General features: G+C 45.7%; 6 protein-coding genes. 3 read left to right on the top strand and 3 right to left on the bottom strand.

What is annotated here, in order from left to right:
- The coding region (locus IM319_RS06945) for a helix-turn-helix domain-containing protein (protein ID WP_287237603.1) at positions 1–118 on the bottom strand (118 nt) is incomplete at its 3' end.
- Positions 119–209: 91 nt separating this feature from the next.
- On the opposite strand from IM319_RS06945, the gene lpdA reads away from it, so the two are divergent.
- Together lpdA and tatA are read left to right on the top strand one after the other, a co-directional pair.
- Positions 210–1,640, top strand: coding sequence for a dihydrolipoyl dehydrogenase (gene lpdA / locus IM319_RS06940; RefSeq protein ID WP_287675653.1), 1,431 nt, complete (start codon positions 210–212; stop codon positions 1,638–1,640).
- A gap of 113 nt (positions 1,641–1,753) precedes the next feature.
- Positions 1,754–1,930, top strand: a complete 177-nt coding sequence (gene tatA / locus IM319_RS06935) for a twin-arginine translocase TatA/TatE family subunit (RefSeq protein ID WP_286826291.1) — start codon at positions 1,754–1,756, stop codon at positions 1,928–1,930.
- 318 nt (positions 1,931–2,248) lie between these two features.
- Here tatA and IM319_RS06930 read toward each other — a convergent pair whose 3' ends face one another.
- The gene (locus IM319_RS06930; RefSeq protein WP_286826292.1) at positions 2,249–3,652 is read right to left on the bottom strand and encodes a TldD/PmbA family protein; all 1,404 of its coding nucleotides are present in this window, start codon (positions 3,650–3,652) and stop codon (positions 2,249–2,251) included.
- A 102-nt stretch (positions 3,653–3,754) separates the two neighbouring features.
- Complete coding sequence (carB, locus tag IM319_RS06925; RefSeq protein WP_287735101.1) at positions 3,755–7,000, bottom strand: carbamoyl-phosphate synthase large subunit; 3,246 nt, start codon at positions 6,998–7,000, stop codon at positions 3,755–3,757.
- 288 nt (positions 7,001–7,288) lie between these two features.
- Between carB and IM319_RS06920 the strand changes: the two genes are divergently transcribed.
- Entirely contained in the window at positions 7,289–8,329 is a 1,041-nt protein-coding gene (locus IM319_RS06920) for an adenosine deaminase (RefSeq protein ID WP_287735100.1), read from the top strand.
- Positions 8,330–8,485 lie beyond the last annotated feature (156 nt).

Here is an 8,485-nt window from a genome sequence, read left to right as displayed (position 1 = left end):
CTTGTGTTCGTTCGTGGAGAGCTTTATTGTAAACTAATCTTACACAGCCCAAAGTGCGCCGCAATAGCGACTCTTGTTCGGGTGTGGGGTAAAATCGGTAAGAATAGGCTTTTTCCATGTCTCACATTTTAGCATATATTCCGTAAATGTGCTAGTATTTAACAGTAAAGCCGTCGTGAAACGACGGGGTTTCAGACCCAAAATTTTCGATGAGTGAATTCGACTACGATTTAATTATTATCGGTGCTGGAGTTGGTGGCCACGGGGCAGCCCTACACGCAGTCAAATGTGGGCTAAAAACAGCTATTATCGAAGCCAAAGATATGGGAGGAACCTGTGTCAATCGCGGTTGTATTCCTTCTAAAGCTTTACTGGCAGCCTCGGGACGAGTGCGCGAATTGGCCGATAGTGACCATCTGAAAAGTTTAGGTATTGCCATCGGTGGCGTTAATTTTGACCGTCCGACAATTGCTAATCATGCTAACAACCTTGTCAGTAAAATTAGAGGCGATCTCACTAATAGTCTTAAACGTCTCAAGGTTGATACTATCCACGGTTGGGGAAAAATCGCCGGTCCGCAAAAAGTTAGCGTCATCGGGGATAGTGGCGAAAAAATCTACACCGCTAAGGATATTATGCTCTGTCCGGGGTCGGTTCCCTTTGTCCCACCGGGGATCGAGATCGATCATAAAACGGTTTTTACCAGCGATGAGGCCGTTAGATTGGAAACTTTACCCAAGTGGATCGCAATTATCGGTAGTGGTTATATCGGTCTAGAATTTTCGGATATATACACCGCTTTGGGTTGTGAAGTGACGATGATCGAAGCTTTAGATAGTCTCATGCCAGGATTTGACCCAGAAATCTCGAAAATCGCTGAAAGAGTTCTGATTAAACCTAGAGACATCGAGACTTATGTGGGAGTTTTGGCAAAAAGTATTAAACCTGGAAATCCTGTGGCCATTGAACTGGTGGACGCAAAAAGCAAAGAAGCGATCGAAATTTTAGAAGTAGATGCTTGTTTAGTCGCTACAGGAAGAATCCCAGCGACAAAGAATCTCGGATTGGAATTTGTTGGGGTAGAACTGGATAAACGCGGTTTTATTGCCGTTAATGACAAAATGCAGGTAATTCAGGACGGTGAACCGATTCCCCATCTCTGGGCTGTGGGCGATGCTACGGGTAAAATGATGTTAGCTCACGCTGCTTCGGGTCAAGGGGTAATAGCCATTGAAAATATCTGTAATCGCCCAAAAACCATCGATTATCGCAGTATTCCCGCCGCCGCTTTTACCCACCCCGAAATTAGTTATGTGGGTTTAACGGAACCGCAAGCAGAAGCTTTGGCACAGGAAGAAGGGTATAAGGTCGCTTCTGTCAAGACCTATTTTAAGGGAAATTCTAAGGCTTTAGCGGAAGGAGAAACGGAAGGCATCGCTAAAGTCGTTTATCGTCAGGATACGGGGGAATTACTCGGTGTTCATATTATCGGTATCCACGCATCGGATTTAATTCAAGAAGCGGCTAATGCGATCGCTGAACGCCAATCCGTCCATGAACTCGCTTTCCGCATCCACACCCATCCGACTCTCTCAGAAGTCCTCGACGAAGCTTATAAACGCGCTGAAGTGGTGGTATAGAGGGGGATAGGGGATAGGGGATAGGGGATAGGGGAATTCAACCCCCAACACCCAACACCCAACACCCTAAAACCCAACACCCAACACCTTTTTTACTTTTTACTTTCAAGATTATGTTTGGATTAGGTTGGCCAGAAATAGTAATTATTGCTGTAGTTGTTGTCCTGATATTTGGACCGAAAAAAATACCCGAATTTGGGGCAGCTTTGGGGAAAACTTTACGGGGATTTAAAGAAGAAATCAATAAAGATGATCAAGAAATTGAAGACAGTGATGAGAAGATGAGATAGATTTCGATTTCGGCTGTATGAAACTGCGCTAATACACTTGCCATAATTTGCCGAAAAAACCCTTACCGACAAAGCGATTCAGTTATCAGATTTGAGTTTTTACCGGACAGTCTTATCAGTTATCAGTTATCAGTTATCAGTTATCAGTTATCAGATTTGAGTTATCAGATTTGAGTTATCAGATTTGAGTTATCAGATTTGAGTTTTTAGTGGACATTCTTATCAGTAATCAGTTCACTGTTCACTGTTCACTGTTCACTGATTACTGTTTACTGATTACTGATTACTGATTACTGATTACTGATTACTGATTACTGATTACTGAATATCTGCTTCTCCTCCCACGACCACATCGCGGATACGGAGACTGGGGCCACCGCAGCCAACCGGTAAACCACTTTGACCTCCTTTTCCGCAGCCTCCCGACTCATCCCAGTAGAAATCATCACCAATTGCCTCAATATTGGCTAGAGTTTTAAAGACATTACCGGAGAGAGTCACATCTTTAACGGGTTCAGCAATTTCTCCATCGCGAATCATCCAAGCTTCCCCGGCGCTAAAAGTGAACATTTCGCCGTTAGTCATGCCTCCCTGCCAATTTTGGGCATAAACTCCCGTTTTTATCCCCGAAAATAACTCTTTAACGGCAGTGGTTCCCCGTTCAATCCAAGTGTTGGTCATGCGGACAATGGGCGGATAATGATAATTGAGACAACGGGCGTTACCGGTCGGTTTTTCGCCTAATTTGCCCGCCGTTTCCCGCGAATGCAGTCTTCCCACCAAAACCCCGTCTTTAATTAACTGAGTCGTCGTTGCGGGGGTTCCCTCATCGTCATAAAAATAACTGCCCCGATGACCTTCCGGATAGGCCCCGTCAAAGATTTGCAGGTTATCCGGCCCGAAACGTTTGCCCATACTCATCACTTCCAAAAGGTCAGGATTTTCGTATAACATATCTGCCTCTGACAGGTGGCCAAAAGCCTCATGGACGAACAGACCGGTTAAAATGGGATCGATGACGACGGTGTAGGTATCGCCCTTGACAGGGGGCAAAACTAGGGCTTGTACGGCACGTTTAGCCGACCCTTGCACCTGTTCTTCTAAATTGACCAGATCCTCGAAAGCTTTTCGGGATCCCGTGGTTTCCCGGCCTGTTTGTACACTGTCCCCATCCCTAGCGGTGGCCGAAAAACGCATTTCTAAGTCCGACCATTTTTGTTCGATTAAAGTCCCGTCAGAAGTGGCTAAAAGAATATGTTGACTGCTATCGCTGTAACGGACGGAAGTGGTGGCAATACTGGGATGGTGTTGACGCAGTAAGTTATTATAGCGATCGCAGAGGGCTTTTTTATCAGCTAATGGCACTAAACGCGGGTCTGTTCCCGTTAAAGGTAATTCACAGGAGATAATTACAGGTTCTACCGGAGCAATCAGGGTTTCTTCTTCCCCAATTAAACGGGCAGCAGCGATCGCATCTTCTAATCGTTCCTGTAAACTGGATAATTGATTAAAGCTGGCAAATCCCCAACCTCCTTGATAACAAGCGCGTACCTGACCACCGATAGCAATACCTTCGCTGAGGGTTTCCACTCGTTCGGAACGCAGTAGAATATTCGTCCCCCGCGCTTCTTCCAGACGAATTGTCAGGAAATCGACGCGGTTTTTATAACGGTTAATCAGTTCACTAATCAGGTTTTTATAATCGTTTAGAGTATCGGTCATGGGAATTAGGAAGTGGGGTGTATTTTCAGTGAACTGATAACTGATAACTGATAACTGATAACTGATAACTGATAACTGATAACTGATAACTGATAACTGAAATTAGGCGAGATAATCCTGTAAAGCTTTCACCTCTAAAGGTTGGGATTGCAGAGATTTTAAGGCTGCTACTGTCGCTTTTGCCCCGGCGATAGTGGTGATAATTGGTAACTTATAATCGAGGGCAGTACGGCGAATTTGTCGGCCATCGTTTTGGGATTCTTCACCACTGGGAGTATTGACAATAAACTGAATCCAGTCATTTTTGATCCAATCGATAACGTGGGGGCGGCCTTCGTGAATCTTTAGCACTAAATCGATATTTTCGCAACCGTTTTCTAACAAAACTTGACGAGTTCCCGAAGTGGCGACGACGCGAAAACCGAGGGATTGCAGATCCTTAACCACGGGAACCATGGGGGTTTTATCGCGATCGTTCATCGAGACAAAAACCGTCCCACTGGTGGCTAAAATCACGCCGGCGGCCATTTCTGCTTTAGCGAAAGCTTTGCCAAAATCGCTGTCAATCCCCATTACTTCGCCTGTAGAACGCATTTCTGGTCCCAGGAGAGTATCAGCACCGGGGAACTTCTGGAAGGGTAAAACCGCTTCTTTCACGGCAATATGACGGGGAATTGCTTCGCTGGTGATGCCCAATTCTGCTAGGGTTTTGCCCGACATGACGAGGGAGGCAACTTTTGCTAAAGGAACTCCCGTTGCTTTGGAAACGTAGGGAACAGTACGACTAGCGCGGGGATTCGCTTCTAAGATATAAACTGTCTCCCCCTGTACCGCATACTGGATATTCATCAAACCGATTACTTTTAAAGCTTTCGCTAGTTCCACCGTCCATTGTCGAATTGTGGTTAAAACTGAGTCAGGAAGGGACGTATGGGGGATAGAACAAGCAGAATCGCCCGAATGTACGCCCGCTTGTTCGATATGTTCCATTAATCCCCCGATAACTACTGTTCCCGTGGCATCTGAGAGGGCATCCACATCCACTTCGATGGCATTTTCGAGGAATTTATCGATTAAAATCGGGTGATCCGGTTCTATCTGTACCGCATACTTCATATAGCGTTCCAATTCGCTATCGGAATAGACGATTTCCATTGCCCGACCGCCCAAAACATAGGACGGACGTACTACCACAGGATAACCGATGCGTTTAGCCACTGCTTGGGATTCTTGGAAACTGCGGGCAATACCGTTGGGGGGTTGTCGGATATCTAATTCTCGGAGGATTTTTTCAAACCGTTCCCGATCTTCGGCAGTATCGATCGAATCGGGTGAAGTTCCCCAAATTTTGGTATTTACGGGACAATTAGGCGATTCTAGATATCTTTGCAGGGGAAGGGCTAGTTTTAAGGGAGTTTGCCCACCGAATTGAATAATTAAACCCTCTGGTTGTTCCGCTTCGATGATATTTAAGACATCCTCTTTGGTCAGGGGTTCAAAGTAAAGGCGATCGCTGGTATCGTAATCGGTGGAGACAGTTTCCGGGTTAGAGTTGACCATAATCGTCTCAAAACCGGCTTGACTGAGGGAAAAAGCGGCATGACAACAACAGTAGTCAAATTCTATCCCCTGGCCGATGCGATTGGGACCCCCACCGAGGATCATCACTTTGCGTTTATCGGAGGGTAAAACTTCCGATTCCACCTGTTCGTAGGTGGAATAATAGTAGGGTGTCAGAGCCTCAAATTCTGCCGCGCAGGTATCCACCATTTTATAAACGGGAACAATACCTAAACCCTTGCGATAACTTCTCACTTCGTCCTCGCTGCTGTTGCTGGCGAAGGCGATTTGGCGATCGCTAAAGCCCTGTTGTTTAATGGCGAATAAGTCCTCTTTGCTAAGACTTTTCAGGGGAGTTCGTTTGAGAAACTTCTCGGTTTCCATCAAATCGGCCAATTTATCGAGGAACCAGGGATCAATCCCGGTTAGTTCGTGGATTTCCTCCCCATTCATGCCCAATTTAAAAGCATGATAGATACTATAAACTCGTTCGGGGTTAGGTGTCCGTAAACCAGCCCGGACTTCCGAGAGAGGGGGGAGAGTTTCGACTTTATCGCAACCAAAGCCAAAACGTCCCGTTTCTAGGGATCGAAGTGCTTTTTGAAAGGATTCTTGGAAAGTTCGACCGATAGCCATAGCTTCCCCGACGGATTTCATCTGGGTAGTTAGAATCGGTTGGGAGCCGGGGAATTTCTCGAAGGCAAAGCGGGGAATTTTGGTGACGACGTAATCGATAGTTGGTTCAAAGGAAGCGGGGGTTTTTTTGGTGATATCGTTGGGAATTTCGTCTAAAGTGTAGCCTACTGCTAGTTTAGCGGCAAATTTAGCGATCGGGAATCCCGTGGCTTTCGATGCCAGGGCCGAAGAACGCGATACCCGGGGATTCATCTCAATCACGATTACGTCGCCGTTAGTGGGATTAACGGAGAATTGGATGTTCGAGCCGCCGGTTTCTACGCCAATTTCCCGAATAATTGCCTTAGAATAGTCCCGGAGGCGTTGGTATTCTTTATCGGTCAGGGTTTGGGCGGGCGCAACCGTAATCGAGTCGCCGGTATGGACCCCCATCGGGTCAAAGTTTTCGATCGAACAGATGATCACCACGTTATCGGCTAGATCGCGCATTACCTCTAATTCGTATTCTTTCCAGCCAATTAGGGATTTTTCGACGAGAATTTGCGATGTAGGCGAACAATCTAGACCATACTGAGCCATCGGTTCAAATTCTTCTTGGTTATAGGCAATACCGCCCCCGGTTCCTCCTAAAGTGAAGGCCGGCCGGATAATGAGAGGATAGGAACCGATCTGATGGGCGATCGCTTTTGCTTCTTCTAAATTGTTGGCAATCCCCGAAGGACAGACGGGAACACCGATTTTCTCCATTGCTTTTTTGAATAGTTCTCTATCTTCGGCTTTTTCAATAGCGGGGAGTTTTGCCCCGATCAGTTCCACGTTATATTTTTCTAAAACGCCGCTTTTGGCCAAGGCTACGGCGGTATTTAGGGCAGTTTGACCGCCCATAGTCGGTAGAATCGCATCAGGACGTTCTTTAGCGATAATTTTCTCGACAATTTCCGGCAGAATTGGTTCAATGTAGGTGCGATCGGCCATTTCTGGATCGGTCATGATCGAGGCGGGGTTAGAATTGACTAAAATTACCTCATAACCTTCTTCTCGTAGGGCTTTACAGGCTTGAGTTCCCGAATAGTCGAATTCACAGGCTTGTCCGATGACAATCGGGCCAGCGCCCAAGATTAGGATTTTCTGTAAGTCATCACGGCGTGGCATAGGCTTAGGGTTGCTTGACTATAAACCCCAATCATTGTATATGTTGTCACTCCTCTATTCCCTAAAGCTTTATTTAGGTTTAATGACCTTATTCTAGCTGTCAGCCTTGAATCAGTGATCGGTGATCAGATCTGAGCCTTGCACTAGCGACTGTTCACTATCTCCCCGCTCCCCAACACCCAACCGATCACCGAATAGGTACTGATAATATTTGGCAACAATTGTCAAACAATTGTAAAACTTCGTTATATTTAAGGAACATTTGAGAGACTAAGGAGCATCGGAGTTGTGGCTTTATACGCAGATTTGCATCGGCATTTAGGGGGATCGGTAGTACCGAGAATTCTCTGGCGCTACTTTCACAGACATGAGCGGGATTTAGCGGCCAAATTCCAGGAATACCAAGCTTTTGAGGAATTTTACACCCGTGAACGTAATAGTTTAGATGAGTATTTAGAATTACATACCCTAGTCGAAAGTGTTCAAACCGCCCAAACTTTGCCCTATTTTATCTATCGTCTGATTCGCGGCGCTTACATCTTCGAGAATCTTGCCTATTTAGAATTGCGCTATACTCCCTACTATCGCACCGACGAACATTTGAACCAAACAGAGCGAATCGAGCAAATGCGATCGATTGTCGAGATCGTCGGTCAAGCCTCGAAAATGAGCGAATATCCGATTATTACCAGTCAAATTCTCTGTATGCACTCGCGACTTCCCTCCGAAGTCAACAAAGCGATCGTTGATCTGGCCCTAGAGATGAGAGAATACGTCTGTGCGATCGATATTGCTGGGGGTGATTCCCACTACCAAACTCGACTAGAGGAATTTGCTGGTTTATACAGTTATGCCAGGGAAGAGGGTTTAAATACCACCGGCCATCTTTACGAAACAAAGGACGGTTGTTATCCCCAATTACTGCCCTATCTGCAAAGAATCGGTCACGGTATTCAAATTCCCCTACAATATCCGGAACTGCTGCCGGAAGTTGCCCGTCGTCATCAATGTTTAGAAGTCTGTCCCACCACCTATTTAAAAACTGGCACCCTCAAAAGTTTATCCCAGTTAAAGATAGTCTTCGATCGCTGTTTTGAAGCGGGGGTTGATATTGCTATCTGTACCGATAATGCCGGTTTACACAATGTCCGGCTGCCCTTCGAGTACGAGAATTTACTCACCCTAGATGTGATCGATTTTCGACAATTACAAGCTTGTCAAGATGCGGCTTTTCGCCATGCTTTTGCCTGGCCCTATAGTCAAAAACCCGCCTCACTTTTAACCGGTTTGTTATCAGTGGATAATCCCAAATTACCAGTTTATCAGTAACAAAATTAACTTTAGTGGCTCTTCGGTTTGTGTTATGCAATGGACGGGGGTTATAAGGGATGTAACCCTTATATAGAAAGGCATTTAGCGATTTTTGTCAATTGTTTTTGATCTAGAGCGAACTAATCAATTAAATCTCTTGCCAGATAAGGATTT

This window comes from Microcystis sp. M113S1 (genome assembly GCF_020246945.1).
In the GTDB taxonomy this organism is placed as follows: domain Bacteria; phylum Cyanobacteriota; class Cyanobacteriia; order Cyanobacteriales; family Microcystaceae; genus Microcystis.
Note: the sequence above shows the minus strand (reverse complement) of the source record. Positions and strands in the feature narration are given on the sequence as shown.